This window comes from Streptomyces sp. MRC013 (assembly GCF_023614235.1).
Lineage (GTDB): Bacteria > Actinomycetota > Actinomycetes > Streptomycetales > Streptomycetaceae > Streptomyces.
In genome coordinates this window covers 159,990-185,352 of record NZ_CP094264.1, presented here as the reverse complement: position 1 = coordinate 185,352, position 25,363 = coordinate 159,990, and the positions used below count along the sequence as shown (strand labels likewise).

The following is a 25,363-nucleotide window of genomic DNA, read 5'->3' as shown; positions in this document are numbered from 1 at the left end:
GGCGGCCCCCTCCGGCGTGTCGGCGGCGACGGGGGCCCGGAACCCCCGGGACTCCCCGAGGGCAGTGTGCCGGCGCGGGCGTGACCGGCCCGTCACCCCCATGTCCCCCGAAGCGTCTCCGCACCCGCACCGCCCCCGCCCCCAGCGGCCCCGCCGCCCCGTCGCGTCCTCCACCCGTACGGCCCGGCACCGTCCCCCGCCCGTACGGCGGCCCCGCGGCAGGCGCCGGAGGACCGCCGGTCGTCCACCCCGACCGGCCGGTCCCCGACGCCCTCGTGGGGCGCCTCCGACGGCACGGCGGTCGGCGCGCCCCGTCCGCAGCCCCTCCCGGGACCGGTGGGGCGCCCCGTCGAGGCCCCGGGCGGCTACCGCCTGGTGCCGTCCACCCGGAACCGGTCCGGCAGCCGGCCGCCCCGCCCGGCGGCGCCCGCGCGGACCTCTCCGGCCCGCGTCCGCGAGCCCGTCGCCGACCCCGGCCGCGGCGGCCCCCGGCGCCCGGTCGCGACGGCCCGCACGGCGTGCCCCCGGAGCACCGCGCGGGATCGGCCGACCCGCCCCGACCCGCGGGCGCCCCGGCCGCCGGGGGCCGGGCCGGCAGTCAGGCGGGCGGCAGTCCGAGGAGGCCGCGCGCCACCGCCTCCGGCGGTTCGTCGCGTTCACGCGCGAGGGCTGTGACCGCGCGGCAGGCCAGCTCCCGGACGCCGAACGACAGCGCCTCCGGCGACACCCACCCGGCCGCCTCCTCCATGGCGTCCTCGTCGTCCTCCGCACAGGCGGCGACGTGGACGGCCGCGGCCTCGAAGATGTTGTGCCGCCGCGGCGCGCCGCCCGGGCCGCCCTCCCCGCCCTCCGGGGCCCTCGCGTCCCGGCGCGTCCGCGCGGGGAACGGGAGGAGCGTACGCAGTCTGCTGAACATGGGGCCCACCTTCCCGTGCGGCGGACGCGTCGCCGCCACCCGCCGTCCCGTCACGTCCAACGTAAGCCGGGCGCCCCCTCGGCAGAAGGGCGCTCCCGGCGGGACGGACCTCGTCTCCCTGACCGTCGGCGGGCGCCCCCCGCGGCGGAACGGCGCTCGCCCACACGCCCGACGGCTCCGGCGGGGCACGGACCCGCACCGAAGCGGAACACCGGGCCGCGGAACACCGGGCTGCGGAACACCGGGCCGCGGGCGCCGCGACGCGGCGGTGACCGGCCCGCGCCGCCGGGCGGACCTCCACCGCGTGCCGCCGCGGTACGCGGGGCCGTACCCCGCGAGCGGCGGGCCCCTCACCGCCCCGCCCCGGGCCCCGGGCCGAGTGGTGGGGAGCCGGTACCGGGGCGCGCCCCCGGCCGACGCGGGACGCCCGTGTCCGCGGCACCGCGGAGGGGGCTCCCGTCCGGGGCGCGGCCGCGCGACCCCGCGCCCCCTCGGTCCGCCCGTCCGACCCCGTGTGACGGCCCGGTGGCCGGGAGAACGCTTGCTCCCCTCAGCCCCGGTGGGTAAGGCTTGCGCCAACCCGGGGGAAACGGGGACATACGGCAACGGGGAGGACCGAGCATGGCGCTCGACAAGGAACTCGACTGGCTCCTGGACGACCTGACCAAGCGCATCGCCCACATCCGCCATGGCCTGCTGCTGTCGAGTGACGGACTCGTCACCGCCGCCAGCAGCGATCTCGCCCGGGAGGACGCCGAACGCCTCGCGGCGGTCTCGTCGGGCCTGCACAGTCTCGCCCGGGGCGCCGGACAGCACTTCGGGGCGGGGGAGGCCCGCCAGACCATGGTGGAGTTCGACGACGCCCTGCTCTTCGTGACCGCCGCGGGCGACGGCAGCTGCCTGTGCGTACTCAGCACCGCAGAGGCGGACGTCGGGCAGGTCGCGTACGAGATGACGCTGCTCGTCAACCGCGTCGGGGAACACCTGGCCGTGGCCTCGCGCCGCCCGGACACCCGGGGACGGGGCTAGGGACCGCTCCCGGCCCCGGCCGCCGGGGCCGGGTCGCCCCCGGGTGGACCGCGGGGCCGCGGCCACCCGGACGGTTCCGGGACGACGCCGGAGCGGTGCCGCTCCCCGCCGCCACCCACGACCCGCCCCCTCCGGGGGCACGGGCACCCTCGCGGGCCGGCGGCGGCCCGTCCCGAAGCCCCGGACGAGAGCCGGGACCGGCGGTGGAGGCGGGAAAGCCGTACCCGCGGCGGAACGGGACCGGCCCTTCCCCGCCGGCGGTGGCCGAACCCGCCCGGCGGGGACGCGCTGTCCTGGCGTGGGGGAAACCGGCCGCACCACCGCCGCCGTCCACGCCACCACCGGGACCGCGCGGTGCGTTCAGGACGGGAAGCGTTCAGCGGGACGGCACCGCCCCCTCACCCGACGACGCGGAACGTCCCCCGTTCGGGCGCGTCGACGATGCAGGGTGATACCGGCGGGGAGGGACGCGGTCCAGGCCGCGGACGGGGCACGGGCGCGCCGGGACCGCGACGCCGCGGGGCGCCCGGCGGGAGGCGCCCCGGGTGTGCGCGGCGCGCGGTGCGGGCACGATGGCCGCATGCTGCTGGCCCGACTCGCAGACGTGTCCGAGCAGGTCGCCGCCACCGCGGCGCGCTCCCGCAAGATCACCGTACTGGCGGAGCTGTTCTCGGCGGCCCCACCGGCGGAGGTCCCCCTCGTCATCGCCTACCTCGCGGGCCGCCTCCCGCAGGGCCGCGTCGGCGTCGGCTGGAGCACCTTGAAGGAACCCGTCGCCCCCGCCGGCCGCGCCACCCTCACCGTCGCCGGCGCGGACGCCGCGCTGAGCGAACTCGCCCGCGTCGCGGGGCCGGGTTCCCAGGCGGAGCGGAGGCGCCTCGTCCACGGCCTCATGGCCGCCGCCACCGCCTCCGAACAGCGGTTCCTCCTCCGGCTGCTCACCGGCGAGATCCGGCAGGGGGCGCTGGACGCCGTCGCTCTGGAGGGCGTCGCCGCGGCGGCCCGGGTCCCGGCCGCCGACGTACGCCGGGCGGTGATGCTCGACGGGTCCCTGCCGAGGGTCGCCGCGGCGCTCCTCGCCGAGGGGACGGCCGCACTGGAGCGGTTCCGGCTCCGCGTCGGCACGCCCGTGCAGCCGATGCTCGCCCACACCGCCGGGAGCGTCGCCGACGCGCTCGCCGCGCTCGGGCCGTGCGCGGTGGAGGAGAAGCTCGACGGCGTCCGCATCCAGGTGCACCGCACCGGCGACGACGTGCGGATCTACACCCGCTCCCTCGACGACGTCACCGACCGCCTGCCGGAGGTCCGGGCCGCCGCCCGCGGCATCGCGGGCGACGCGTTCGTCCTGGACGGCGAGGTGATCGCCCTGGACGCGTCGGGCCGCCCCGCCCCGTTCCAGGAGACCGCCTCCCGTGTAGGCTCACGCGCCGACGTGGCCGCGGCCGCGGCGACCCGTCCCGTGTCGCCCGTGTTCTTCGACGTCCTCGCCGCGGACGGCGCCGTACTGCTCGACCTGCCCGGCCGGGAGCGGCACGCGGAGCTCGCCCGCCTCGTCCCCGAGGCCCTGCGCGTCCGGCGGACCGTCGTCACCGACCCCGCCGACCCGGGGCAGCGCGCCACCGCCGAGGCGTTCTTCGCCGACACCCTCGACCGGGGCCACGAAGGCGTCCTGGTCAAGGCGCTCGACGCGCCCTACGGCGCGGGCCGGCGGGGGCGCTCCTGGCTGAAGGTGAAACCGGTGCACACCCTCGACCTGGTGGTCCTCGCCGCTGAGTGGGGGCACGGCCGGCGCACCGGACTGCTGTCCAACCTCCACCTCGGCGCCCGCGCCGCCGACGGCACCTTCGTGATGCTCGGCAAGACCTTCAAGGGCCTCACCGACACGATGCTGCGCTGGCAGACCGACCGGCTGCGCGGACTCGCCGTCTCCGACGACGGCTCCACCGTCCGCGTACGGCCCGAACTGGTCGTCGAGATCGCCTACGACGGCCTCCAGCGCTCCCCGCGCTATCCGGCCGGGATCACCCTCCGCTTCGCCCGCGTCGTGCGGCACCGCCCGGACAAGCCCGCCGCCCAGGCCGACACGGTCGACACGGTCCTGGCGGGCCCTCAGTCACGCGTCGTGTAGCGGTGCCGCGCCCACAGCGGCAGCACGAACCACCACAGCAGGTACCACAGGGCCACCCCCGACACCAGCCACGGCACGTAGCCGTCGTGCGTCGCCACCCGCAGGACCAGGAACAGCGCCGACACCATCGTCGCCAGCAGCAGCACCAGCCCCGTGAACGTCATCCGCGACGCCCACACCACCGTCTGCGGCTTGATCCTGCGGCCCGACACCAGGCGGTGGAGCGACACGGGCCCGATCAGCGCGCCCGTCGCCCCCGCGCCCAGTACGACCGTCGTGATGTAGATCGCGCGGTTCACGTCCGACAGGTCCGCGAAGCGGGGCGCGAAGACCACCGTCAGCAGGAAGCCGAACAGGATCTGCACCCCCGTCTGCGCGACCCGGATCTCCTGGAGCAACTCGGTCCACCGGCGGTCCGCCTGCTCCTCCGGCGTCTCGCGCCGGCCCCGCCACTGCTCGTTCCCCCGCTCCTCGGCGCCCGAGGGTCCGTGGGCCCCGTCCGCGCCCTTCGAGGCGCCGTGCTCCCGGCCAGGCATCTCGCCCTCCCGTCATCGGTCCGACCCGTCCCTGGTACCCGCTCCGGCGCCCTCCAGCCGACCCGGGCGCGCCCCGCCCCGATACGGCAGCGGGAGGAAGCCCACCGGGTGTCGCGCCGTCATGACGCGACCGGCCGCCGCCGAACCGCCATGCTCGTACCCGTGCCTCCGGGAAGGTCCCGCGGGGCCGGGTGCCGAGAGGAGCAGAGCCCCGTGCGCCGCCTCCCCGCCGTCCTCGCGCTCCTCGTCCCGGCCGCCGCCCTCGCCGGCTGCTCCGTCTCGGGGGCCGAGCGCACCGCCGTCACCGCGACCGCGCTCCGCTTCGCCTCCCACACCGGGGACGCCGGCCACGCCGCCGCCTGCCGGCTCCTCGCCCCGGCGACCCGCGAGGCGCTCGCCCGGGACCCCGGCCCGTCCTGCGAGGCCGGGCTCTCCGGCGCCGCCCTGCCCGCGCCGGGGCGGGTCCGCACCCTCGACGTCTACGGCCACCAGGCCCGCGTCGTCCTGGAACGCGACACGTACTTCGCCACCCGGTTCCCGGACGGCTGGAGGATCAGGGCGGCCGGCTGCGCACCGCGTCCCGAGCGCCCCTACGACTGCCGGGTGAAGGAGGACTGACCCGCCGTGCGCACCATGTTCACGCTGTACGCCCTCACCCTCCTGTGCGGCCTGGTCTACTTCAGCGCGCTCGGGGTGACCCACCGATGAACCGCCTCCTCCGCTTCGCCCGGGACAACGGCCTCTCCCTCGCCTTCGGGGTGGGGTTCCTCGCCACCCTCTGCTGCCAGGCGCTCGCCGGACAGGCGCGGTACGACGACGAGATGCGGGCCCTGGGCGCCGAGCCCGTCGGGTTCGCCCGCTACCTCGCGTCGGCCGACTTCGCCGTCGCCGTCACCGAGAACTGGCAGTCCGAGTACCTGCAGTTCTTCCTCTACCTCTTCGGGACGGTGTGGCTGCTGCAGCGCGGCTCCCCGGAGTCCAAGGAGATGCACAAGGCCGGAACCGAGTCCGAGGAGGACCAGCGCGTCGGCCCCTACGCCACCCCCGACTCGCCCCGCTGGGCGGCCGCGGACGGCCTGCGGCGGACCCTGTACTCGCGCTCCCTCGGCATCTGGATGTGCGCCGTGTTCCTCGGCTCCTGGTACGCCCAGTCGGTGAGCGGCGCCGCCGCGTACGGCGAGGAGAGGCTGCGCGCACTGGAGAGCCCGCCGCCCTGGTCCGAGTACCTCGCCTCGCCCGACTTCTGGGGCCGCACGCTCCAGAACTGGCAGTCGGAACTGCTCGCCATCGGCTCGATGGCGATCTTCTCCGTGTACCTGCGGCAGCGCGGTTCCCCGGAGTCCAAGCCGGTCGGCGCCCCCCACGGCGCGACCGGTGTCGAGGGCTGACGGGGACTGGAGCGGGGGAGCGGGGGCACCAGCACACCGGTCGCACCGGTCGCACCGGTCGCACCGACCGCATCGACCGCATCGACTGCACCGACCGCATCGACCGCATCGAGAGGATCCCCATGAACCGCGCCGCCGTGTTCGACGTGGACGGCACCCTCGCCGACACCAACCACCTCCACGTCACGACGTGGTGGGAGGCGTTCCGGCAGGCCGGCCACCACGTGCCGATGCACGCCGTGCACCGGGCCGTCGGCCTCGGCGCCGAGGACCTCGTGGAGCACCTCCTCGCCCCCGACCGGGACCGGAGCGGCGACGCCTCGATCAGCGCGGCCCACAAGGCGCTCTACGGCACCTACTCCGACCGCCTGCCCGCGTTCCCCGACGCCGGCCTGCTGTTGAGGACCCTCGCCGCCCGGGGCTGGACCGTCGTCCTGGCCACGTCCGCCGGGGGCGCCGAACTCGCGGCGCTGCGCCGCGCGATCGACGCGGACGACGCCGTCACCGCCGTCGCCGGGGCCGGCGACACCGAGCGGGGCAAGCCGGCCCCGGACCCCGTGCGGCACGCGCTGGAACTGGCCGGTGCGCCCGCCGACCGGTCCGTGTTCGTCGGCGACACCGTCTGGGACATGAGGGCCGGGACCCGCGCCGGGGTCACCTGCGTGGGCCTCCTCTGCGGCGGCATCCCCCGCGCGGACCTCGTCGACGCGGGGGCGGCCGCCCTCTACGCCGACCCCGCCGACCTGCTCGCCCACCTGGACGCCGGCCCGTTCGGAGGGGGCGGCGCGTGACGCGCCGGATCACCTGCCGGGCCTGCGCTGCGGCTCCGCCTCGTCCACCGAGGAGCGGCCGGACCTCGCGCTTCCCGGCCTCGGCGCGCAGCTCGTCGCACGCGGCCCCTCCGGAACCGCCGCCCCGCCCGCGCCGCCCGCCCGGTTTCGGCGACGGGGTGCCGCGCGCGGGCGCCCCGCCGGAGGACTCCGCCCCGCCGCTGCGCGCCCGCTCCCCGTCGGCCGTGCGTGCCGCGGCTCCCCGGGCGCGCTTCCCGCCCTCGCCGCGGCTGCGGGTGCCGTTCCCGACGCGGCCGCACCGCCGCTGGCACTCGGAACCGGATCCCGCGGGCACGGCCGTCCCCCTCCTCGACGATTCCCCGACGCCCTGCGGCGGCCCCGGCAGGCTCCACCCCGGTGCCAGCCGTGCCGTCCCGCGAACCCCCGTCGCGCCCGTCCGCCAGCGGAGTGGCCCGCGGGTGCCGTCCGTGGCGGCACGGGGAAGACGGGTACCCGTTGCGCAGGATCCGACGGAAGGACAGGGAGACCCCATGGCAAGCGACCTGGAAAAGGACACGGCGAACCGGGGTGCGGGGGAGCACCCCGCCGACTGCGACGTCACCGTCCAGCTCAGCGGCTGCGGCCGCGCGGAGGCGGAGGCGGTCTTCGGGGCGCTGGACGAGGTCTTCGCCGGCTGCGAGGACGTGGCGCCGCACTCCGGCGCAGGGCGCGAGCCGACCGTGTGGGTGGCCACGTTCGACAGCTCCGCCCGCTCGGGCGAGCCCACCGGCGCGCCGCGGCTCGACTCGCCGGTCGAGGCGCTGCTGACCGGCGACCACCACGCGGTGGAAGAGGTCGAGAAGGCGCTCGGCCGGCTCTTCGACGTGCGGTCGGCGCAGCACGTCCCCGGCGAGCACGAGGCGGAGTGCCGCCTGCTCCTCGCCTCTCGCTGACGCCCCACCGGCACCGCGCTCCTCCGCCGTCCGGGCGCGCCGGCTCCGCGCCGGCGCGCCCGGACGTGTCCGCGCCCCTTCGCGGACACCGCCACGCGTCGCACGTCCTGTGCGGGACGCGGGGTGCGGCCTCGCCGGGTCCGCCGGCCGTCCGCGCCGACGGACCGGTCCCGTCCCACGCCCCGCCGCCCCCGTCCCGCCGGCTCCACCCGGCCCACCGGTGCGCCGGCCCCGCCCGGTCCGCTGACCCGCCGGTTCACCGTCCCCGGGCCGCCGTCCGCCGCCCCCTGACCGGGCCGCAGGCCGCTCGCGCCGGCGGACCGGTCCCGCCCCCTACGTCCCGCCGCCCCCCTACGTTCCGCCGCCCCCGTCGTCCCGGCCTCCCCGATCCGGCCGCCCGGCGACCTCCCGGACGTGCCTCGCGGCCCGGCGGGCGGCCCGTTCCGCCTCCCGGACCCGCCGCCCGGCCTCGTCTGCGGCGCGGTGCGCGGCCTCCCTGCGGGCCTGCGCCTCCCTCAGCCGCACGACCACCTCCTCCACCTGCAGGTCCGTCTCGTGCGCCCGCTGCTCGGCACCCTCCAGCGCGTCCCGCGCGCGGCGCGCCTCGCTCTCCCGCGCCGCCGCCTCGCGCCGGGCGGCGACCACCTCCTCCCCGGCCCGCTCCCGCGGGACCCGGAGCGCCGCGTCCGGGTGGAGCGGGCCGTCGCCGTCCCCCGCCCGCGGGCCGCCCCGGCGCCCGGCCGGGGCGGCGCAGGGGCCGGGGGCCCCCGCACCGGCGGAGGACTCCCCGGCGCCGCCGGGCACGCGGGGGGAGGGACGCGGGCGCCCGGGTCCACCGCTCCCGGCGGTACCGGTCGTCCCGCGACCGGCCGGGGCGCCCAGCGCCCTGCTGAGGCGTCCCGACAGCCACTGCCGGGCCGCCTCCGGGTCGGCGAGTGCCGCCCGCAGGGTCGCCTCGACCTGTCCGCGGGCGGCGTCCCCGATCTCCCTCCCGGCCTCGGCCGCCAGCCGCTGCGCTTCCCGCGCCAGCGCGGCCACCCGGGCGTGGTGCCGGGACTCCGGTTCGTCGGGCCGCGCGCCGCCGGGGGCCGTGCGGGCCGGCCGCGGCCCGCCTCCGGGGGCGAGGAGCGACCGGGCCCGGTCCGGCCGGGTGCGTACGAGCAGATTGCTCGCCCACGCGGCCAGGGTCGGGCGGCGCAGCGCCCGGATCCGCGCGGCCAGTTCGCGGTCCCCGGCCGCGCGGGCCCGGGCGGCGAGCCGGTCCCGGGCCGCGGTGAACTCGGCGGGCGGCAGCCCGTACAACTCCTCGGCGGCGCTCTCCACGTCCATGACTCACGTTCCACGGCTCACGGTCGGTCCTGTTCGGGGCGGTACCGCCGGCAGCGGCTCCCGTGTCCACGGGTGCCCGTTTCCACCGGTCCGTGTCGGCCACTCCGTCCGTCCCGCGCACGACGGCGGCCCGCGCCGTCTCCACGGCGGGGGCCGTGGGGAGGACGCGGGCCGGGGAAGGGCCGAGCGGCAGGGCTCAGAAGGAGAACACACTGCCGCCCTCGTTCTGCAGGACGCAGGAGTTGCCGAACATGCGCTCGTACGCGACGCGCTTGCCCTCCCAGACGCCCTCGGCGGTGACGACGAGCGGGTCGTAGATCTTGGCGCAGGCCCGCTCCGCTTCACCGCGCAAGGCGGAGAAGTCGCCATTCGCGGCGCGGAGCTCACCGCACGCCTCCTCGGGCGCGGGGTGGGTCCCACCCGGCGTCGGGGCGCAGGTGAGGGTCACCGCGCGCAGTGGCGTCGCCGTCTTGGCCTTCTCGCCCTTCGCCACGGTGAGGACCAGCGCGTTCGGCGCGTAGAGCCGTGAGGTGCCGGTGCCCGCCCGCTCCGGGGCGGCGACGGCGGCCGGCGCCAGCGCGGTCATCGCCGCGGCGGTGATCATCCCGAAGATGGCAGTACGCCGTATAGATGCCCGCTTGTGCGACATGGTCATCCCTTTCCTTTTCGTCCGGCTCGGTCGTGGTGCGTGAACAGATTGTCGTGTCAGGGCCTTTGATGCACGTTCAGTGGAGGTTTTCAGGTTTCGTCACTCCTTCAAGCAGTGGCGTGAAACAGTCACCCCGAGGTCACGGCCTGACGTGTGACCCCCTGTCACTGCTGGTTGACGCAGTGTGGTGGAACTGGTCCATGCGCGAACCATGGGGGAAACGGCGCGGCGTGTGAGTCGCAACACGGCCGAAACCCGGTAGTGACAAATCCTCCTGATCCCTCCCCGCCGGCCGCGCGGAGGCCGCCGGTGTCCCCTCGTCAGTCCCCGCTGCCGAGGAGGAAGCGGGTCAGGGACCAGGTCGCGGCGGCGCCCTCCGCGGGGGTGACCTCCTCTCCGAAGAAGGCGGCAGGGGTCGTCGGCGTCTGCGGGACGGGGGTCTGCGCGGCCTGGGCGGAGGTTGCGGTGCCCGCGGCGAGCAGTGCGCCGGCGGCCGTGACCAGGGCGGTGGTGGCGGCGGTGCGGAGACTCATGGTTCCCTCTCGATCGTTCGGCGTCATGGCGGGGTGCGCGGTCGCGCCCCGTACGGCTGATCAACGACCGCGCGCCGCGGAGGTGTCGCAGGGGCGCCGCGCCGCCTCCGGTCCGCCGGGCCGGAGGCGGGCGGGTGGAGGGGGCGGAGGGGCTCCTGTTGCCTGAACGGGACAACGGGGGTTCTATGTTCATAAAGGGTAGATAAAGGCTTCTACGGGAGGCGGGCCCGCAATGACCACTCACCCGACCATCGAGCACCACCCCGACGTCGCCGAGATGCGCGCCCGGTTCGAACGGGCCACCAGCACCCCGCGCGGGCAGGCCATCGAGGCACTGGCCTTCCTCACCGGCGTGTACCTGGCGGCGTCGCCCTGGATCGCGGGGTTCAGCGGGCTCACGGCGCTCGCCGTGTGCAACCTGATCCTCGGCCTCGCCTACGCGCTGTGCGTGAGCGGCCTCGGCTCGGCGTACGAGCGGACCCACGCCATGGCCTGGTGCGCCGTGGCCATCGGGGCGTTCACGATCCTCTCGCCGTGGCTCGTCGCCGGAAACGTCGACACCACCCGCAGCGTCTGGAACAACGTCGTCGTCGGCCTCCTGGCCCTGCTCCTCGGCGCGGCCATGGCACTCCTGACGCGCGGGCGCCGCACCGGCGCGACCCGCGCCCGGGGGAAGACGTCCCTCCCGTGACCCGGGCGTGACGCGCGTGGTCCCCGGACCGCCCCGAGGGCGGCCCAGGGACCACGCGTCCGCCCACCCGCCCGCCCGGGGCCCCGGTCCGGGGCGGGCCGCCGTCACCGGGCGGGCGCGCCGTGCCGCATCGGCGTCAGCTGCTCGATGTCGTACCGGGCGCGCAGCGCCGCGATCGCGGCGTGGTCCGGCGGGCCGCCCCCGTCGAGGATCTCCAGCAACTCCTCGAAGTACCGCTCGTGGTCCGGGGGCGGGGACGCCTGGAAGAACATCTTCGCCGGCTCGTCCGTACGGTTGGCGAACGCGTGCGGGCAGCCCGGCGGCACCACGATCACCGTGCCCGGCTCGGCCCGCACCGTCCGCCGCCCGGCCGGCGACTCCCAGGTGCGCCAGTCGTCCCGCGTCCGCACCCGCGGTTCGAAGGCGAGCACCTCCAGTTCCCCTTCCAGCACGTAGAACAGCTCCTCGCTGTGCGCGTGCACGTGGGCGCCCACGTCGAACCCCGGGGGCACGACCACCTCGAAGCTCGACGCGGCCCGCGAGTGCTCGCCCGTGACCTTGAACGTCACCTGGTGGGCGGGCGCGCTGAGCGTCCGGCCGTGCCCGGTCGGGACCAGCAGCCCGTCCGGCGTCGCGTGCGCGCTCATCCCCAGGCCACCGGCATCGACTCCGGGCCCCGGATCAGCGCGCCGCGCCGGAAGGGGACCTCCTGCGCCGGCACCGCGAGGCGCAACCCGGGGAACCGGTCCGCCAGTGCGTCCACCAGCAGCTCCGACTCCAGCCGGGCCAGCATCGCGCCGACGCAGAAGTGCGGCCCGTACCCGAACGCCACGTGCGGGTTGGGCGCCCGGTCGAAGTCGACGCGCTCCGGGTCGGGGAACACGTCCGGATCGCGGTTGGCCGCCAGGTACGACACGTACACCGCCTCGCCGGCGCGGATCCGCACGCCGGCGACCGTCACGTCCTCCAGCGCGATCCGCGACAGCCCGACCGCGCTGCGGTGCGGGATGTACCGCAGCAGCTCCTCGATCGCGCGCGGCCTGCCCTGCCGGTCGGCGCGCAGCCGGTCCATCAGGTCCGGCCGGGTCAGCAGGATGAACAGCATGTTCCCGGTGTTGTTGGTGACCGCCTCGCCGCCGATCTGGACGAGCAGCGCCAGACCCACCGACTCGGACTCGGTGATCTCCCCGGCCTCCACCGCGGCCGACAGCAGCCCGATGACGTCCTCCCCGCCGGTGCCGCGCCGCCGCCGCATCGTCTCGGCGAAGTAGGCGCACATCTCCTCCTTGGCGCGCTGGCTGCGCTCCGCGCCCTGCGCCGACGACAGGATGAGGTTGGTCCACTCGTGCATGCGCGGCCGGTCCCCGGCCGGGACGCCCATCAGCTCGCACACGACCGCCAGCGGGAACGGCCCGAGCAGCCGCTGCGTGAAGTCGGCCGGCGGCCCGTCCCGCAGCACGCCCTCGACCAGCTCGTCGAGCATCTCCCGGGCCCGGTCGCGCAGCCGCTCGACGCCCTTCGTGGTGAACGCGGGCGCCACCGCGCGGCGCAGCCTCGTGTGGTCCGGCGGATCCTCGAACCCGACGGCCCCGTCGACGGGGATGAAGTGCGGCGCCAACCGGGTGACGTCGTTCTCCACGACCAGCTTCCGGCTGAACCGGGGGTCGTTGGTCACCATGCGCACGTCGTCGTACCGCGTCACCAGCCAGGCCCAGCCGGACCCGTTCGGCAGCTTGACGCGGGTGACCGGGCCCTCCTCCATCAGCCGGGCCAGCACCGGGTCGAAGTCCACCCCGGACAGGTCCAGCGCCGGCCAGTGCCGCACGGGCGGCAGCGCCGGCCCGGCGCCCTGCGGGGCCGCCTCGGCGGTCGTCGTGGTGTCATCCAGCACGGCCGGGCTCCTCGGTGTCCGTGTACGCGTCGACGAACGCCCTCGGCGTGGCGGCGGTCGCCACGCTCCCCCGTGCCGAGACGCCGGCGGGGACGCGGGGGGAGGCCGACGTCGTCCAGCGGCCCAGGGACATCTCCGCGGTGATGCCCGGCCCGAAGCCGGCGAGCAGGCCCCGCGCGGACTCCGGCGCCCCGCCCTCGTCGAACATCCGGCGCAGCGCGTCCAGCACGACGGCGCTGGCGATGTTGCCGTACTCGGTGAGCGTGGCGCGGCTGAAGCGGAACGCCTCCGCAGGCACCTCGAGGAACCTGCTCAGGTCGTCCAGGATGCGCGGCCCGCCGGCGTGGATGATGTAGAAGTCCAGGTCGGAGGCGTCCCACCCGTGCTGTCCCGCCAGTTCCTTGAGCGCCGGGGCCAGCGGCTCCATGGTGCCCGGAACCCGCTTGTCCAGCTTGAAGTGGAACCCGGTCTCCCGTACGTCGTACGCGATCCAGTCGACCGTCTCCGGCACCAGGTAGGAACCGTTGCGCTCCAGCGAGACGCCCGTGCCGCCCCTGCCGCGCATGACGGCGGCGGCGATCCCGTCGCCGAACAGCCCGTTGGACAGCAGGTTCCCGACGCCGAGGTCGGTGGGCTGGTAGCAGAGCGAGCAGAACTCGCACGCCACGATCAGCGCGTTCGCGTCCGGGTACGCGCTGCAGAAGTCGTGCGCCCGGTTGATCGCCGCGCCGCCCGCCGCGCAGCCCAGCTGCGCGATGGGCACCTGGCGGGTGTCGCTGCGGAAGCCCATGGTGTTGATCAGCCAGGCCGTGAGCGACGGCATCATGAAGCCCGTGCACGACACGTAGATGATCACGTCGATGTCCGCGGGACGCAGCTCCGCGTCCTCCAGCGCACGGTGTATCACAGCGGGCACCCGCGCCTTCGCCTCCGCCTCGTAGACGGTGTTGCGCTGTTCGAAGCCGGGGTGCTTCAACGTCTCCTCGATGGGCCGGAGGATGTGCCGCTTGCGGACCCCGGTGTTCTCCATCAGCCGGAGGGCGAGCGGGAGCTGGGGGTGGTCCGCGTGGATCGTCCGCGCCAGCTCGAGCGTCTCCTCCATGGTGATCACGTGCTCGGGGACGGACACCGCGGGTCTGCACAACGTGGCCATGATGTCGAGCCCTTTCGTCGCGTATTGCTCGCGTTCCCTCAGAGAATGTGCGAGCCGGGGCCGTCGCGCGCGCCGAGGGGGCCACACGGGGGGCCGGGAACCGGCCGGACGGCGCCCCGCCCGTGCGGGGGAAGGGCGGCGGGACGCCGGAGCCCCCCGGTTTCCCACCCGTTCGGCCGCCACCCCGATGCCGGACCGCCCGGGGAACCGCGCGCCGCCCGCCGGGGAGCGGATGCGGGGACGGCGCCCCCGGTGGACGATGGACCGATGCACCACCATCTGCGGATAGTCCACGGTTCCCCCACCAACGCGGAGCTCGCCGCCGTCACCGCCCTCCTCGGAGCCCTCGCGCACGGCGGCGAGCACACTGTCCGGGACCCCCGCCGCCCGGCCCGCCGCGCCGAGTGGGACCGCCGGTGGCACCCTCACCCCGCGCCGCACTCCTGGTGCGCCGGCCCGCCCCGGGCGCCCTACGGCCGGTCCTAGCCGCCCGCCGGCCCGCACGCCCCCGCGCGGCCCCCACGGGGCGTCCCGACGCCGTGATCGGCGAGCCGGCCGACCACCAGCCCCCTCGCCCGGCAGTCGGCGACCAGCCCCGGCAGCGCCCCCAGCGCCGCCCGCCAGGAGCCGGGCGCGCACACCGCGTCCGAGTCGTGCAGCAGCACCGTCGCGCCGCCCCGCACCCCGCGCGCCACCTCCGCCCGCACACTCGCCGGCGACGCGTCCGCCGTCCAGTCGCGCCCCCACGCCGACCACAGCACCGGGCGGAGCCCCGCCGCGCGCGCCGCCGCCCAGCGGCCCCCGGTCAGCACCCCGTACGGCGGCCGGTACCACAGCGGCCCGCGCCCCGCCACGTCCGCGACCAGCGCCGCCGCCCGCGCCACCTCCCGCACGTCCCGCACCGGCCTCGGCACCCAGGGCGGGTCGTGGCCCCAGCCGTGGACGGCCAGCTCGTGACCCTCCGCCACGATCAGCCGCCCCAGCCCCGGCGCCCGCTCCAGCCGCTCGCCGAGCACGAAGAACGTCGCCCGGACCGACAGCCGCTCCAGCGCCCGCAGGAACAGCGGCGTCGTGGCGGGGTCCGGCCCGTCGTCGAAGGTCAGCGCCACCCGCCCCGGGTCGCCCCGCCCGTCCAAGGCCGGCCACAGCGCCCCGCGCAGCCCCGGCAGCCACGTCGCCGCGGGTAGGACGTGCCAGCCCGCCAGCGCCGCCGCGACCGCCCCCGCCCGCCGGGCCGCCGCGCGCCGCGCGCCCGCGGCCGGCGCGCTCACCACGTACCCTCCCCGTCGCCGCCCGTCACCAGCGGCGACCTCGCCAGCTCCACGCACGCCGCCACCAGGGCCGCCACGGCGACCGCCTCGAAGACCCCCCGCGCACCCACGACCACCCGTTCGTCGAACAACCACACCCCCAGCACCACGCTCAGCAACGCGTCCCCCAGCGTCAGCGCCGGCTGCGACGCCGCCAGCGTCCCCGCCCGGAACGTCACCTGCAGCAGCAGGAAGCTCGCCAGTCCCACCGCGAGCGCCGCGTACGGCTGCCACCCCCCGAACACCGCGCCGACCCCCTCCTGCGCCCGGCCCAGCGCGTCCTTCAGCAGCGCCGCCGTGGCGGAGAACCCCATCGCCGTCGCCGTCCCCAGCACGGCGGCCCGCGGAGCCGGCGGCAGCCGCAGCGCCACGGCCACCAGCCCCGCCGCGGCCGCCCCGATCACCACCCCCGCCCGCAGCCAGTCCGCCGCCGGTACGGTCGCCCGCCCGCCCGACGGCTCCGCCAGGGCCAGGAACGCGGCCAGCCCGGCCGCCATCACCCCGAACGCCCACCACGTGCGCCGGTCGGGGTTCCGCCGGAACACCAGCCCGCCCAAGACGAGCGTGAACAGCAGTTCCGTGCTCATCACCGGCTGCACGACCGCCAGCGGCCCCGTCGCCAGGGCCAGCGCCTGCAACACCCCCGACAGGCCCAGCATCGCCGCCCCCCACACCCACACCCGCCGCCGCACCAGCCCCGGCCACCAGCCGCGCACGGCCGTGCCCGCCGCGCCCGCGTCGGCCGCGGCGCGCCGCTGGAGCACCGAGGCCGCGGCGTTGCCCACCGCCGCCAGCAGCGCCAGGCAGACCGAGAGGGCGAGCATCGCGCGGCGCTCAGCCGAACCGCTTGGCCATCGCGCGGAAGAACCCGGGGGCGCCGCCCCTGATCCGGGCCGGCCCGGCCAGCCACGTCGGTGCGAACACCTCGTCCCGCCCGCGCACCACCGCCCGCCACACCAGGTCCGCCAGCCTTCGCGCCGGCACCGGCCGAGGCCGCCCGCGGTGGTACGGGACGCCGCGGTGCGCGAAGAACGGCGTGTCCACCGCACCGGGCAGCACCGCCGTCACCCCCACCCGCGTGCCCGCCAGCTCGTAGCGCAGGCTCTCCGCGAACGCCAGCAGCCCGCCCTTCGTCGCCGCGTACACCGCCTCGTTCGCCACGCCGGCCCACCCCGCCATCGAACTGATCAGCACCAGCCGCCCCGCGCCGCGCTCCACCATCCCCGGCAGCAGCAGCCGCACCAGCTGCACCACGCCCGTCAGGTTCACCGCCACCAGTCGCTCCACGACCTCGGGCGGCGTCCGCGCGAGCGGCCCCGCCCAGCCGATCCCGGCCGCCGCGACCAGCACGTCCACCCGTCCCTCCCGCTCCAGGGCCCGGGCGGCGAGCCCCTCCACGCCCGCCAGCGCGCCCAGGTCGCCCGGCAGCCCCACACCGCCCGTGCGGCGCGCCACCTCGCCGAGCCGCGCCCCGTCCCGGCCGGCCAGCAGCAGCCGCCAGCGCCGCTCGGCGTCCACGGCGAACCGCTCGGCCACCGCCTCCCCGATCCCCGAGGACGCACCCGTGATGAGCACGACCGGCCGCGCCGTTCCCGCCATGCCAGACCTCCGGACTCGCGCCTGCACCCCCGGACTCCAGCTTCCTGCCCGGACCGCCCCGCCGCGATGGTGCGCCGGGCCCGTGAACCACCCGAACAGGCCCGCCCGGGACGCCCGGGCCGCGGTCCGCGTCCACGATGGGAGGGACCCGGACCCCGCCACCGGAGGGCGACCACATGACGCGGCGCTGCCTGGTCCTGAGCGCGAGCATGGGGGCGGGCCACGACGCCGTCGCCGCCGAACTCGCCCGCCGGCTCCGCGCGCACGGCCACGACGCCCACGTCCACGACGTCCTGGCCCTGCTGCCCCCCGGCGCCGGGCCCGCCCTGCGGGCCTTCTACCGCACGGCCGTGCGCCGTGTCCCCCCGCTCTACACGGCGATCTACCGCACCTTCCTCGCCCCGCCCCGCCCGGACGGCCCCGCCGCCCCCCGCGCGGACACCTCGCCGCTGGCCGCGCTCGCCGAGCGCCCCCTGCGGTCCCTGACCGCCCGCCTCCGCCCCGACGTCGTCGTCTCCACCTTCCACCTCGCCGCGCAGATCACCGGCCGCATGCGGGAACGGGGCACCCTGGCCGTCCCCAGCGCCGTGTACGTCACCGACTTCGCCGTCCACCGCGGCTGGCTCCACCCGGGCAACGACCTGTACCTGTGCGTCAGCCCCGGCGCCGCCGGAGCCGCCCGCGCCGGCACCGGCCGCCGCACCGCCGCACCCGGTCCGGTCGTACCGCCCGCCTTCCACACGGCCGCCCGGACGGCGCCAGGCCCGCCGCCCGACCCGCACCGGCCCACCGTCCTGCTCTCCGCGGGCGCCTGGGGCGTCGGCTCCGAGCTGCCGCGCACCGCCGGGGCCCTGGCCCGGCAGGGCCTGCGCCCGGTCGTCCTGTGCGGACGCGACGAGCGCCTGCGCCGCCGCACCGCCCGCGTCCCGGGCGCCGCCGCGCTCGGCTGGACCGACGACCTGCCCGCCCTGATGGCCTCGGCCCGCCTCCTGGTCGACAACGCCGCCGGCCAGACCTCCGTCCAGGCCCTGGCCGCCGGCCTGCCCGTCGTCGCCTACCGCCCCATCCCCGGCCACGGCGCGGACGGCGTACGCCACATGGCGGCGGAGGGCCTGACGACGGCCGCGCCCGACCTCCCGTCCCTCCTGGCCGCCGCCGCCCGCCTCGTCCCCGACGGCCCGGCGCGTGCCGAACACGTCGCCCCGGGCCGCGCCCTCTTCCGGGACGACGCCTCCCTCCTCGTCGCCTCCCTCGCCTAGCACCGGGGGCACCCCGCGCCCGGGGGCCCCGGCCGACGCCCTTCACAGTTGGTTCAAGACGTGGCCGATGAAAGGCCAAGAGACGGATGTGACCGGAGGGGCACGGCCTACCGCGCCGGGCGTGACGCCGACACCCGAACACATATCCCCCACCCCGCGGACCGCCCCGGTCGCCACGACCGCCGCACCCTCCTGCGCGCCGTGCTGGCCGGCGGAGCGGTCCTCGGCGCGGGCATCGCCCTGCCCGCCGCCCCGGCCGTCGCCGCCGGACGCGGGACCGGACGGCCGGGCACCCCGGCGGCCGCGCTCCGCGCACTGCGGCACGGCAACCACCGCTGGTCCACCCGCCACCAGACCCACCCCCACGAGTCCGACGACGACCGCCTCCCGGCCGTGTCCGGACAGCACCCGTTCGCCGTCGTCCTCGGCTGCGTCGACTCGCGCGTCCCGCCCGAGCTGGTCTTCGACCAGGGCCTCGGCGACCCGATGACCGTCCGCTCGGCCGGCTGCGTCCTCGACGAGGCCGTCCTGGGGAGCATCGCCTACGGCATCCTGGAGCTCGACGTCCCGCCGGTGACGGTGCTGGGCCACCAGTCGTGCGGCGCGGTCGCCGCCGCCGTCCACGCGGACGAGACCGGCGAGGACCTACCCGCACACATCTCGTACGTCGCCGAGCAGATCCGCCCCGCCATCGACCACGTCCAGACCGGGCCGGCCCGCGTCGACGCGACGATCACCGCGAACGTCCGGCTGGTCCGCTCCCGCCTCGCCGCCGGACCGGACCTGGCGGCGCGGACCGCCACGGGCCGCCTCGCCGTCGTCGGCGCCCGCTACGAACTGGCGACCCAGGAGGTCCACGCCGTCACCTGACCGAACCTCCGCGGCACGGGCCGGGGCCGGCCGGGGGCCGCGGCCCCCGGCCCGTCCCCCGGCCGCACCCCTCCGGCCACGGACGCCCGGCGAGCGGCCCTCGGCTCCGGCCCCGGCACGCCGCCCTACGCGCCGCCGGGCTCCAGCCCGCGCAGCCGGGAGTCCAGCTCGCGGCGGTAGAAGTCGACGAAGCCGTCCGGGTCGGGGCCCACGTTCTGCATGACCAGCCGGTCGAACCCGGCGTCGGCGTACCTCCGCGCCATCCCCACGTACCGCTCCGGGTCGTCGCCGCAGGCGAAGGCGGCCAGGACGTCCTCCTCGCGGACGGTGGCCGTGGCGGCGGCGAAGTTCACCGGGTTGGGCAGCTCGCTCATCACCTTCCAGCCGGTCACCGCCCACCGGGACGTCTCCAGCGCCGCACGCGCGGCGGTCCGCTCGTCGGGGGCCCACGCCATGGGGACCTCCGCGTAGCGGGGCCCGTCGCCCCCCGCCTCCCGGTACCGCCGGACGACGTCCGGGTCGGCCTCCGTGGCGAACAGGGCGTCGCCGAGTTCGGCGGCCACCCGCGTCGAGTCGGGGCCGCTCGCCGCCACGGCGATGGGCGGCGGCTCCGGGGGCAGGTCGAAGACGCGGGCGTCCTCCAGCCGCAGGTGCTTCCCCTCGTACGAGCGGTAGCCGCCGCTCCACAGCAGCCGGATGATCTCCAGTGCCTCGCGGAGCATCTCGTGCCGCGCGGCGACCGCCGGATAGCCCTCGCCGACGACGTGCTCGTTCAGCCGCTCGCCCGATCCCACGCCGAGCACGAACCGCCCCTCCGACAGCAGCGCCAGCGTCGCGGCGGCCTGTGCGACGACCGCCGGGTGGTACCGCATCGTCGGGCACGTCACCCCGGTGGCCAGCCCGATCCGGCTCGTCCTCGCCGCGATCGTGCCGAGCACGGTCCAGGCGAACGGGGAGTGCCCCTGGTTGTCCAGCCACGGGTGGAAGTGGTCGCTGATCTCGACGAAGTCGAACCCGGCCTCCTCGGCCAGGACGGCCTGCCTCACCAACTCGCCCGGCGCGAACGCCTCCGCCGCGAGTTTGTACCCGATCTCCATACGTCACCCCTGAGCGTGGATCCGTCCGGTCCGCGCAGAGGTACCCCGCGGGCCGGACCCGTAACGGGCCCGCCGCCGAACGGGGGTACCCGGCCCGCGCCGTGCCGGACGGCCTGCGGCCGGTGCGGCCGGACCCGGTCCGGCACGGCACACGTGCATGACCCGGTGAGGGCGGGTACCCGCCCACGCGTGCCGAGTGCGGCGGGTACCCGCCGCACCACCGCCACGAGAGCAAGGAGCGACTGATGAGCAAGGTGAAGGAGACCGTCGAGGTCGAGGTGCCGGTCCGCACCGCGTACAACCAGTGGACCCAGTTCGAGGAGTTCCCGAAGTTCATGGAGGGGGTCGAGGAGGTCACACAGCTCGACGACCGGCACAACCACTGGACGACGAAGATCGGCGGTGTCCGACGGGAGTTCGACACCGAGATCATCGACCAGCTCCCCGACGAGCGCATCGCCTGGCGGACGGTGAGCGGCGACACCCAGCAGAAGGGCGTCGTCAGCTTCCAGCCGGTGGACGAGACCCACACGCGGGTGGAGCTGGTGATGGACGTCGAGCCGACTGGCCTCGCCGAGAAGGCCGCCGACATGACCGGCACCATCGACCGCCGGGTCAAGGGCGACATGCGCCGCTTCAAGGAGTACATCGAGACCCGCGGCGGGGAGACCGGCGCCTGGCGCGGCCGCATCAGGCCGGGCGATTCCTGAGGCTCCGGCCGCCGGGGCGCGGGTGGTCGAGGGGAAGGGACCGCGTACCGCGCGGTCCCTTCCGCCGTCCGGCCGGTGCGCCGGCGGCCCGCCCGTGAGACGGTCCGTGCGCCGAAGTGCCGCCGGTCTCGCGGAAGGTGACGACGTGCGCGGCCTCCCGGCGACGGCGGTGCCGGACCGCGTCCGCCGGAGCCGCGCCGGGTCGGGGGGTTCCCCGCCCGCGTCGACCGGTACCGGGAGTCCGTCGGCCGGTTCGGCGGCCTGCCCGACGCGGTGACCGGCCCGGAGCCGAACCGGGCGTTCCCCCGGGGGCGTACGCGCAGGAGGCCGCGCCCGGCGCCGGGCGGATCCACGGCATCCGGCCGGACGGCACCCTCGTCGGCGCCGCCGGCCTCCGCCGGACGGGCCCCGGCAGGGCGCCGCCGAGACGGGCTGCCGGCCGGGGACCGGCGCCCCGCGCCGCCCGCGCGGTCGTAGACCGGGCCGTCGAGGAGCGCTGGCCCCGGGCGGGGCGGCGGGTCCCGTCCGGCCGGGAGCCCGCACCGCCGTCGTCCGGTGGCCCGGGACGGGGAAGAGGACGTGCCGGGGAAGAGCCGTCCGCACCGGGCGAACGGTACGACGAGGAGGTCCGGCCGCCCCGTCCCCGAGCGGCGGGCGGCCCGGACCGGATTCCCGGCGACGGCCGTGTGAGCCGTGTCACCGAGGACGGTGGGGCGGGAGCGGTGAATTCCCCGCGGCCCGGCGGTCTTCCCTCCCGTAGCCCGTGGTGAGCAGGAGGAGCGAGTCCCATGCGTATCGTGATCAGCGAGTTCGTCAGCCTCGACGGCGTGGTGCAGGCCCCGGGGGTCCTCAGGAGGACACCGACGGCGGCTTCGCCCACGGCGGTTGGTCCCACCCCTTCTTCGACCCGGAGGTCGTGGGCGGCGCGTTCGACGACGCGCTGGGGAAGGCCGAGGCCCTGCTGCTGGGGCGCCGCACGTGGCGGACGATGGCCGGCGCCTGGCCGGACCGGGCCGGGGACCCCTTCGCCGACCGGATGAACGCGCTGCGCAAGTACGTCGTGACCGGGACGCTCGGCGACTCCGACCTGACGTGGGAGAACACCTCGCGCATCCCGGGGGGCGAGGCCGTCGCCCGCATCCGCGAACTGCACCGGGCGCCGGGCGGCGACCTGCTCGTCATGGGCAGCCCCACGCTGGTGCGGACGCTGCTGGACGAGGGCCTGTTCGACGAACTCCGGCTGGTGGTCATGCCGGTGATCCTCGGCGGAGGGAAGTCCCTCTTCCCCGGTCGCGGCCGGATGCACACGCTGGAACTGGTCTCCGCGGTCACCGGCGGAACCGGTGCGCAGGTGTGCACCTACCGGCCCGCCGCCGGGGCGTAGGCCGGCGCCGCACGGCCGCCGGGCGGGTCCGGCGGCCCGCCCGGCGCCGCACGCCGTCAGGCGGCCCCGTGCGCCGGCGCGGGGTGCGAGCGGGCGACCCGGAAGCCCACGTCGCCGCCCCGGTACGTCGGGTGGCCGCGGCGCCTGACCGGCGCGCGGCAGTTCCAGTGCTCGTCGAACCAGCCGCCGCCGCGCAGCACCCGGTACGCGCCGTACGCCCCGGCGTCGTACGCGTCCCAGCACCACTCCCACACGTTGCCGAGCATGTCGTACAGGCCCCAGTCGTTGGGCCGCCTGCCGCCGACCGGGCGCGGCCGCCCGCCGGAGTTGCCGCGGTGCCAGGCGACCTCGTCGAGCGGCCCGTACCGCTGCCCGCCGGTACCGGCCCGGCAGGCGTGCTCCCACTCGGCCTCGGTCGGCAGCCGGTACCCGTCGGCGGAGGCGTCCCACTCGACGCGGTCGCCGTCGACCCGGTACGCCGGGGCGAGGCCCTCCCGGCGGGACAGCACGTCGCAGAACCGGACCGCGTCCCACCACGAGACGCCCTCCGCGGGCAGCCGCCCCGTCCCCGCGCCCCCGTCACCGGGTCGCTCCCCGGTGACCCGCGCGTACCACTCCCGCGTGACCGGGACGGTCCCCAGCAGGTACGGCGCCACGTCCACCGGCCGGCCGCGCCCCGTCAGGCGGTCCGCCGGCGCCACCCGGCCCCCGGGGACGGCGGCCATCTCCTCATTCGCACACCCGTCCATGATCACCAACCTACCGGGACGCGACTCGTCCGGAGGAGGCCACCAGGCGTCCGGCACAAGGAGGTTGGGTGAAAGCGCCCCCGCCGCCGGGCGGTGGGGGCGCACCGGACCGCCCGGCGGTCCGGACCCGGCCCGCGGAGGGCCCGAACCCGGGGCGCCCGGCGGGGCGGGCGGTGCTCCCGCACCCGCCGCCGCCCGAGGAATCGCCCCCGCGGCCGCCCCCGCGGCCGGAACGCCCCCGTGCGCGGAGAGTGATCTTGACGCTAGGATCACTTCACTTCCTTGAGACGCTCATGACACGCTAGGAATCTTCACATGCGTATGACCCCGTCCCGGACCTCCCGCACCCCCCACGTCCCCCGGCGAACCGCGACGGGCGCCGTCGCGGCCGTCGCCACCCTCCTGCTCGCCGCCGCCCCCGCCACCGCCGAGGACGCGGCCCCCGACGTCCCGGAGTGGACCGTCACCTCCGGCACGGACGGGGGCGGGGCCACGACCGGCACCAGGACCCCGATGTCGTCCTCCTCCCTGCCACCGGACAGCTGGTGCGTCTCCACCTACGGCTCCAAGGTCTGCTTCCAGCACGACGGCGACGTCGTCTGGGTCCTGGACACCGCGTCCGACGGCATGTCCGCGATCGGCGGCGTCTACACCAACTACGGGCGGGGCCCCGAGGCGTGCCGCAACAAGTCCGGCTACAACCGCTGGGTCAAGTGCGACAAGGACTACGACGAGTCCGGCAGCGTGCGCCTGCGGGCCCTGCGCTACGACGGCGACACCGGCAAGTACTACCAGCCGGAGGCCTACTCCGGCTGGCTCCCGGTCGACGGCAGCTGACCCCCCGCCCGCCGCCCCCCCGGGGGACCGGCGGGCGGCGCCGTCACCCGCCCGTCCGGCGGCCGGAAGGCCGCCCCGACCTGCGCGGGGCGTCCCGTGGAGTCATTCTGTTACGGGTGGGTACGCGGCGTTCGGTCCCGCACGACGAGAAGGGTGAACCACATGGACGAGTCCGCAGCGGCACCGACCCGCACGACGGCGCCCGACGGCGCCACGGAGCTGCCGACCGTCGGCAGCCTGGCGGAGCTGGCCGACCTCGTGGAGCGGCACGGCACCCTCTTCGTCCGCTGGTCGCGCGGCCCCGCCCGGGACATGGAGGGCACCCGCAGCGTGGACCACCTGACCGGGATCCCCATGCCGGGCCTGTCGGCCAACCCGCTCCAGGTCGAGAGCTGGTGGGAGGACCGCTCCGTACGGCTCTGGGTGGCCCGCCGCCTCTACGACTACTGCCACCTGCGGGAGGAGCGGGGCGGCGACGTGCGCCCCTGGGCCCTGCGCGGCCACGAGGTGGCCAGGGGGCCGGACAACGAGCCGCTGCTCGACGACGTGGAACCGGTCTGCTGGATCGACCTGGCGGTGCTCCACGAGGCGGAGGAGGAGGTGGCGCGCCAGCGCGGCTCCTGGGGCCCCATGAACCGCAAGGCCTGAACCGGCCCCGCCGCACCCCCGCACCGAAGCGGGGCGCGGCCGCGCACGCGGCCGCGCCCCGCCCGTCAGGCCTCGAAGACGGCCGGGTCCGGTCCGAGCCGGCGGCCCTCGTCGAGCGCCGCGAACGCCGCCATGTCCTCCGCGTCGAGTTCGAAGCCGAAGATCTCGATGTTCTCCCGGATCCGCGACGGCGTCACCGACTTGGGGATCACCACGTTGCCGAGCTGGAGGTGCCAGCGCAGCACGACCTGCGCCGGGGTGCGGCCGTGCTTGTGGGCGACGGCCGCGACGGCCGGCGTCTCCAGCAGGCCGCGGCCCTGGCCCAGCGGCGACCACGCCTCGGTCGCGATGCCGTGCCGGGCGTGGAAGGCGCGGGCCTCCGCCTGGGCGAGCCGGGGGTGCAGCTCGATCTGGTTCACCGCGGGCACGACGGACGTGGCGTCCATCAGCCGCTCCAGGTGCTCGGGCAGGAAGTTGGACACGCCGATGGAACGGGCGCGGCCGTCCGCGAGGATCTTCTCGAACGCCTTGTAGGTGGCGACGTACGCGTCCCGGGCCGGCACCGGCCAGTGGACCAGGTACAGGTCGACGTAGTCGAGGCCGAGCCGCTCCAGCGAGGCGTCGAAGGCGCGGAGCGTCGAGTCGTACCCCTGCTCGCTGTTCCACAGCTTCGTGGTGACGAACAGCTCCTCGCGGGGGATTCCGGACGCGGCGACGGCCTGGCCGGTGCCGTGCTCGTTCTGGTACACGGCGGCGGTGTCGACGCTCCGGTAGCCGGCTTCGAAGGCGGTGCCCACCACCTCCGCCACCTCGGCGTCCGGCACCTGCCAGACGCCGAGGCCGAGCTGCGGCATGGCGACACCGTTGTTCAGGGTCAGAGAGGGGACCTTGCTCACGGGCGGTCGATCCTTACGTCGTCGGTGGATGCTGCTGA

27 protein-coding genes and 1 pseudogene are annotated in these 25,363 nt (G+C 76.8%); 14 read left to right on the top strand and 14 right to left on the bottom strand.

The genetic code is table 11. The features are described from left to right. Positions 1-598: 598 nt before the first annotated feature. Positions 599-916 carry a hypothetical protein gene (locus LUW75_RS00825; protein ID WP_250333893.1) on the bottom strand — a complete coding sequence of 106 codons (318 nt, stop codon included), beginning with the start codon at positions 914-916 and terminating at the stop codon, positions 599-601. A gap of 621 nt (positions 917-1,537) precedes the next feature. On the opposite strand from LUW75_RS00825, the gene LUW75_RS00820 reads away from it, so the two are divergent. Continuing rightward, a complete protein-coding gene (locus LUW75_RS00820; RefSeq protein ID WP_250333892.1) occupies positions 1,538-1,945 on the top strand; it encodes a roadblock/LC7 domain-containing protein in 408 nt (135 codons plus the stop codon). A gap of 580 nt (positions 1,946-2,525) precedes the next feature. Then, positions 2,526-4,073 (top strand): ATP-dependent DNA ligase, encoded by a 1,548-nt coding sequence (locus LUW75_RS00815; RefSeq protein ID WP_250333891.1) that lies wholly within the window; start codon positions 2,526-2,528, stop codon positions 4,071-4,073. Here the strand turns inward: LUW75_RS00815 and LUW75_RS00810 are convergent. Next, positions 4,055-4,609: a DUF6328 family protein gene (locus tag LUW75_RS00810; protein ID WP_250333890.1), complete on the bottom strand. Its 555-nt coding sequence runs from the start codon at positions 4,607-4,609 to the stop codon at positions 4,055-4,057. The two genes, LUW75_RS00815 and LUW75_RS00810, sit on opposite strands and share 19 nt — an antisense overlap. A gap of 213 nt (positions 4,610-4,822) precedes the next feature. On the opposite strand from LUW75_RS00810, the gene LUW75_RS00805 reads away from it, so the two are divergent. The 4 genes from LUW75_RS00805 (at position 4,823) to LUW75_RS00790 (ending at position 7,720) form a co-directional block, all read left to right on the top strand. After that, positions 4,823-5,227: a hypothetical protein gene (locus tag LUW75_RS00805; RefSeq protein ID WP_250333889.1), complete on the top strand. Its 405-nt coding sequence runs from the start codon at positions 4,823-4,825 to the stop codon at positions 5,225-5,227. 86 nt (positions 5,228-5,313) lie between these two features. Then, on the top strand, positions 5,314-5,997 hold the full coding sequence (locus tag LUW75_RS00800) for a DUF6766 family protein (protein ID WP_250333888.1): 684 nt from the start codon (positions 5,314-5,316) through the stop codon (positions 5,995-5,997). 122 nt (positions 5,998-6,119) lie between these two features. Continuing rightward, positions 6,120-6,788 carry an HAD family hydrolase gene (locus LUW75_RS00795; protein WP_250333887.1) on the top strand — a complete coding sequence of 223 codons (669 nt, stop codon included), beginning with the start codon at positions 6,120-6,122 and terminating at the stop codon, positions 6,786-6,788. 530 nt (positions 6,789-7,318) lie between these two features. Further along, positions 7,319-7,720, top strand: coding sequence for a hypothetical protein (locus tag LUW75_RS00790; RefSeq protein ID WP_250333886.1), 402 nt, complete (start codon positions 7,319-7,321; stop codon positions 7,718-7,720). Between the two features lie 351 nt (positions 7,721-8,071). Here LUW75_RS00790 and LUW75_RS00785 read toward each other — a convergent pair whose 3' ends face one another. The 3 genes from LUW75_RS00785 to LUW75_RS00775 form a co-directional block, all read right to left on the bottom strand. Next, positions 8,072-9,049: a hypothetical protein gene (locus tag LUW75_RS00785; protein ID WP_250337784.1), complete on the bottom strand. Its 978-nt coding sequence runs from the start codon at positions 9,047-9,049 to the stop codon at positions 8,072-8,074. 196 nt (positions 9,050-9,245) lie between these two features. Continuing rightward, entirely contained in the window at positions 9,246-9,698 is a 453-nt protein-coding gene (locus LUW75_RS00780; protein WP_250337503.1) for a subtilase-type protease inhibitor, read from the bottom strand. A gap of 320 nt (positions 9,699-10,018) precedes the next feature. Beyond that, entirely contained in the window at positions 10,019-10,231 is a 213-nt protein-coding gene (locus LUW75_RS00775; RefSeq protein WP_250333885.1) for a hypothetical protein, read from the bottom strand. Between the two features lie 232 nt (positions 10,232-10,463). Here LUW75_RS00775 and LUW75_RS00770 point away from each other — a divergent pair, with 232 nt between their 5' ends. Continuing rightward, positions 10,464-10,922 carry an SPW repeat protein gene (locus tag LUW75_RS00770; protein ID WP_250333884.1) on the top strand — a complete coding sequence of 153 codons (459 nt, stop codon included), beginning with the start codon at positions 10,464-10,466 and terminating at the stop codon, positions 10,920-10,922. Positions 10,923-11,026: 104 nt separating this feature from the next. On the opposite strand, the gene LUW75_RS00765 is transcribed toward LUW75_RS00770, so the two are convergent. Genes LUW75_RS00765 through LUW75_RS00755 form a run of 3 tightly spaced genes read right to left on the bottom strand, consistent with a single transcriptional unit; the run spans position 11,027 to position 13,966 of the window. Further along, on the bottom strand, positions 11,027-11,569 hold the full coding sequence (locus LUW75_RS00765; RefSeq protein WP_250333883.1) for a cupin domain-containing protein: 543 nt from the start codon (positions 11,567-11,569) through the stop codon (positions 11,027-11,029). Continuing rightward, entirely contained in the window at positions 11,566-12,813 is a 1,248-nt protein-coding gene (locus LUW75_RS00760; RefSeq protein WP_250333882.1) for a cytochrome P450, read from the bottom strand. The genes LUW75_RS00765 and LUW75_RS00760 overlap by 4 nt, the downstream gene beginning before the upstream one ends. After that, positions 12,803-13,966 carry a type III polyketide synthase gene (locus LUW75_RS00755; RefSeq protein WP_250333881.1) on the bottom strand — a complete coding sequence of 388 codons (1,164 nt, stop codon included), beginning with the start codon at positions 13,964-13,966 and terminating at the stop codon, positions 12,803-12,805. The genes LUW75_RS00760 and LUW75_RS00755 overlap by 11 nt, the downstream gene beginning before the upstream one ends. A gap of 267 nt (positions 13,967-14,233) precedes the next feature. Here LUW75_RS00755 and LUW75_RS00750 point away from each other — a divergent pair, with 267 nt between their 5' ends. Next, positions 14,234-14,452, top strand: coding sequence for an acyl-CoA carboxylase subunit epsilon (locus LUW75_RS00750; RefSeq protein ID WP_250333880.1), 219 nt, complete (start codon positions 14,234-14,236; stop codon positions 14,450-14,452). Here the strand turns inward: LUW75_RS00750 and LUW75_RS00745 are convergent. Genes LUW75_RS00745 through LUW75_RS00735 form a run of 3 tightly spaced genes read right to left on the bottom strand, consistent with a single transcriptional unit; the run spans position 14,449 to position 16,875 of the window. Next, positions 14,449-15,240: a polysaccharide deacetylase family protein gene (locus tag LUW75_RS00745; protein ID WP_250333879.1), complete on the bottom strand. Its 792-nt coding sequence runs from the start codon at positions 15,238-15,240 to the stop codon at positions 14,449-14,451. The two genes, LUW75_RS00750 and LUW75_RS00745, sit on opposite strands and share 4 nt — an antisense overlap. Next, positions 15,234-16,100: a DMT family transporter gene (locus LUW75_RS00740; protein ID WP_250333878.1), complete on the bottom strand. Its 867-nt coding sequence runs from the start codon at positions 16,098-16,100 to the stop codon at positions 15,234-15,236. Before LUW75_RS00740 ends, LUW75_RS00745 begins: the two co-directional genes overlap by 7 nt. A 10-nt stretch (positions 16,101-16,110) precedes the next feature. Next, complete coding sequence (locus LUW75_RS00735; RefSeq protein WP_250333877.1) at positions 16,111-16,875, bottom strand: SDR family NAD(P)-dependent oxidoreductase; 765 nt, start codon at positions 16,873-16,875, stop codon at positions 16,111-16,113. A 176-nt stretch (positions 16,876-17,051) separates the two neighbouring features. On the opposite strand from LUW75_RS00735, the gene LUW75_RS00730 reads away from it, so the two are divergent. Together LUW75_RS00730 and LUW75_RS00725 are read left to right on the top strand one after the other, a co-directional pair. After that, a complete protein-coding gene (locus LUW75_RS00730) occupies positions 17,052-18,134 on the top strand; it encodes an MGDG synthase family glycosyltransferase (protein WP_250333876.1) in 1,083 nt (360 codons plus the stop codon). Between the two features lie 201 nt (positions 18,135-18,335). Further along, the gene (locus tag LUW75_RS00725) at positions 18,336-19,004 is read left to right on the top strand and encodes a carbonic anhydrase (RefSeq protein ID WP_462933678.1); all 669 of its coding nucleotides are present in this window, start codon (positions 18,336-18,338) and stop codon (positions 19,002-19,004) included. Positions 19,005-19,129: 125 nt separating this feature from the next. On the opposite strand, the gene LUW75_RS00720 is transcribed toward LUW75_RS00725, so the two are convergent. After that, complete coding sequence (locus tag LUW75_RS00720) at positions 19,130-20,101, bottom strand: TIGR03557 family F420-dependent LLM class oxidoreductase (RefSeq protein ID WP_250333875.1); 972 nt, start codon at positions 20,099-20,101, stop codon at positions 19,130-19,132. Positions 20,102-20,346: 245 nt separating this feature from the next. Between LUW75_RS00720 and LUW75_RS00715 the strand changes: the two genes are divergently transcribed. Continuing rightward, complete coding sequence (locus tag LUW75_RS00715) at positions 20,347-20,811, top strand: SRPBCC family protein (RefSeq protein ID WP_250333874.1); 465 nt, start codon at positions 20,347-20,349, stop codon at positions 20,809-20,811. A gap of 788 nt (positions 20,812-21,599) precedes the next feature. Further along, positions 21,600-22,195 (top strand): annotated as a pseudogene (locus tag LUW75_RS00710) (dihydrofolate reductase family protein). A gap of 56 nt (positions 22,196-22,251) precedes the next feature. Here LUW75_RS00710 and LUW75_RS00705 read toward each other — a convergent pair. After that, positions 22,252-22,944: a formylglycine-generating enzyme family protein gene (locus tag LUW75_RS00705; RefSeq protein WP_250333873.1), complete on the bottom strand. Its 693-nt coding sequence runs from the start codon at positions 22,942-22,944 to the stop codon at positions 22,252-22,254. A 315-nt stretch (positions 22,945-23,259) separates the two neighbouring features. Between LUW75_RS00705 and LUW75_RS00700 the strand changes: the two genes are divergently transcribed. After that, positions 23,260-23,781 carry a hypothetical protein gene (locus tag LUW75_RS00700; RefSeq protein WP_250333872.1) on the top strand — a complete coding sequence of 174 codons (522 nt, stop codon included), beginning with the start codon at positions 23,260-23,262 and terminating at the stop codon, positions 23,779-23,781. A 162-nt stretch (positions 23,782-23,943) separates the two neighbouring features. After that, positions 23,944-24,429, top strand: a complete 486-nt coding sequence (locus LUW75_RS00695; RefSeq protein ID WP_250333871.1) for a DUF6098 family protein — start codon at positions 23,944-23,946, stop codon at positions 24,427-24,429. Between the two features lie 65 nt (positions 24,430-24,494). Here LUW75_RS00695 and LUW75_RS00690 read toward each other — a convergent pair whose 3' ends face one another. Next, a complete protein-coding gene (locus tag LUW75_RS00690) occupies positions 24,495-25,325 on the bottom strand; it encodes an aldo/keto reductase (RefSeq protein ID WP_284453790.1) in 831 nt (276 codons plus the stop codon). Positions 25,326-25,363: the final 38 nt, after the last annotated feature.

What these genes read in the sequence shown, in the direction of transcription:
- LUW75_RS00765 (WP_250333883.1), bottom strand. Translation starts at nt 11,569, where the DNA reads ATGAGCGCGCACGCGACGCCGGACGGGCTGCTGGTCCCGACCGGGCAC.
- LUW75_RS00785 (WP_250337784.1), bottom strand. Translation starts at nt 9,049, where the DNA reads ATGGACGTGGAGAGCGCCGCCGAGGAGTTGTACGGGCTGCCGCCCGCC.
- LUW75_RS00825 (WP_250333893.1), bottom strand. Translation starts at nt 916, where the DNA reads ATGTTCAGCAGACTGCGTACGCTCCTCCCGTTCCCCGCGCGGACGCGC.
- LUW75_RS00740 (WP_250333878.1), bottom strand. Translation starts at nt 16,100, where the DNA reads ATGCTCGCCCTCTCGGTCTGCCTGGCGCTGCTGGCGGCGGTGGGCAAC.
- LUW75_RS00820 (WP_250333892.1), top strand. Translation starts at nt 1,538, where the DNA reads ATGGCGCTCGACAAGGAACTCGACTGGCTCCTGGACGACCTGACCAAG.
- LUW75_RS00790 (WP_250333886.1), top strand. Translation starts at nt 7,319, where the DNA reads ATGGCAAGCGACCTGGAAAAGGACACGGCGAACCGGGGTGCGGGGGAG.
- LUW75_RS00705 (WP_250333873.1), bottom strand. Translation starts at nt 22,944, where the DNA reads ATGGACGGGTGTGCGAATGAGGAGATGGCCGCCGTCCCCGGGGGCCGG.
- LUW75_RS00775 (WP_250333885.1), bottom strand. Translation starts at nt 10,231, where the DNA reads ATGAGTCTCCGCACCGCCGCCACCACCGCCCTGGTCACGGCCGCCGGC.
- LUW75_RS00750 (WP_250333880.1), top strand. Translation starts at nt 14,234, where the DNA reads ATGCACCACCATCTGCGGATAGTCCACGGTTCCCCCACCAACGCGGAG.
- LUW75_RS00815 (WP_250333891.1), top strand. Translation starts at nt 2,526, where the DNA reads ATGCTGCTGGCCCGACTCGCAGACGTGTCCGAGCAGGTCGCCGCCACC.
- LUW75_RS00810 (WP_250333890.1), bottom strand. Translation starts at nt 4,609, where the DNA reads ATGCCTGGCCGGGAGCACGGCGCCTCGAAGGGCGCGGACGGGGCCCAC.
- LUW75_RS00800 (WP_250333888.1), top strand. Translation starts at nt 5,314, where the DNA reads ATGAACCGCCTCCTCCGCTTCGCCCGGGACAACGGCCTCTCCCTCGCC.
- LUW75_RS00770 (WP_250333884.1), top strand. Translation starts at nt 10,464, where the DNA reads ATGACCACTCACCCGACCATCGAGCACCACCCCGACGTCGCCGAGATG.
- LUW75_RS00735 (WP_250333877.1), bottom strand. Translation starts at nt 16,875, where the DNA reads ATGGCGGGAACGGCGCGGCCGGTCGTGCTCATCACGGGTGCGTCCTCG.
- LUW75_RS00700 (WP_250333872.1), top strand. Translation starts at nt 23,260, where the DNA reads ATGCGTATGACCCCGTCCCGGACCTCCCGCACCCCCCACGTCCCCCGG.
- LUW75_RS00730 (WP_250333876.1), top strand. Translation starts at nt 17,052, where the DNA reads ATGACGCGGCGCTGCCTGGTCCTGAGCGCGAGCATGGGGGCGGGCCAC.
- LUW75_RS00780 (WP_250337503.1), bottom strand. Translation starts at nt 9,698, where the DNA reads ATGTCGCACAAGCGGGCATCTATACGGCGTACTGCCATCTTCGGGATG.
- LUW75_RS00715 (WP_250333874.1), top strand. Translation starts at nt 20,347, where the DNA reads ATGAGCAAGGTGAAGGAGACCGTCGAGGTCGAGGTGCCGGTCCGCACC.
- LUW75_RS00720 (WP_250333875.1), bottom strand. Translation starts at nt 20,101, where the DNA reads ATGGAGATCGGGTACAAACTCGCGGCGGAGGCGTTCGCGCCGGGCGAG.
- LUW75_RS00795 (WP_250333887.1), top strand. Translation starts at nt 6,120, where the DNA reads ATGAACCGCGCCGCCGTGTTCGACGTGGACGGCACCCTCGCCGACACC.
- LUW75_RS00755 (WP_250333881.1), bottom strand. Translation starts at nt 13,966, where the DNA reads ATGGCCACGTTGTGCAGACCCGCGGTGTCCGTCCCCGAGCACGTGATC.
- LUW75_RS00695 (WP_250333871.1), top strand. Translation starts at nt 23,944, where the DNA reads ATGGACGAGTCCGCAGCGGCACCGACCCGCACGACGGCGCCCGACGGC.